Origin of the sequence: Escherichia sp. KCJ4928 (genome assembly GCF_004352695.1) — a bacterium.
Classification (GTDB): Bacteria; Pseudomonadota; Gammaproteobacteria; order Enterobacterales; family Enterobacteriaceae; genus ECMA0423.
Genome location: NZ_SJWV01000823.1, coordinates 1 through 255 on the forward strand (window position 1 = coordinate 1; position 255 = coordinate 255).

Genomic DNA, 255 nt, shown 5'->3' on the forward strand with positions numbered 1-255 from the left:
GTCTGAATTTTGCGGCGCAGTATCAGGGCAAAAATGAGCGCGATGACCTCCAGAAGGCCAATGGTGATGGGTATGGTTTCTCAGCCAGCTATGAGTTTGATGGTTTTGGTTTTGTGGCTGCGTATACTAAGTCAGATCGTACCAATAAGCAGGTTCAGGGACTGAATGGTAGCAAAACTATTGAAATCAAAGATCCTTTAACTGGGGATGTGACTGAAAAAGAAGTGGTCGTTGATTCCGGCAGCGTTGCAAAAG

General features: G+C 45.5%; 1 protein-coding gene. It reads left to right on the top strand.

Translation table 11 applies throughout. The features are described 5' to 3' along the window. A partial coding sequence (locus E0D98_RS26950; protein WP_205713051.1) for a porin occupies positions 1-255 on the top strand: 255 nt, incomplete at both ends.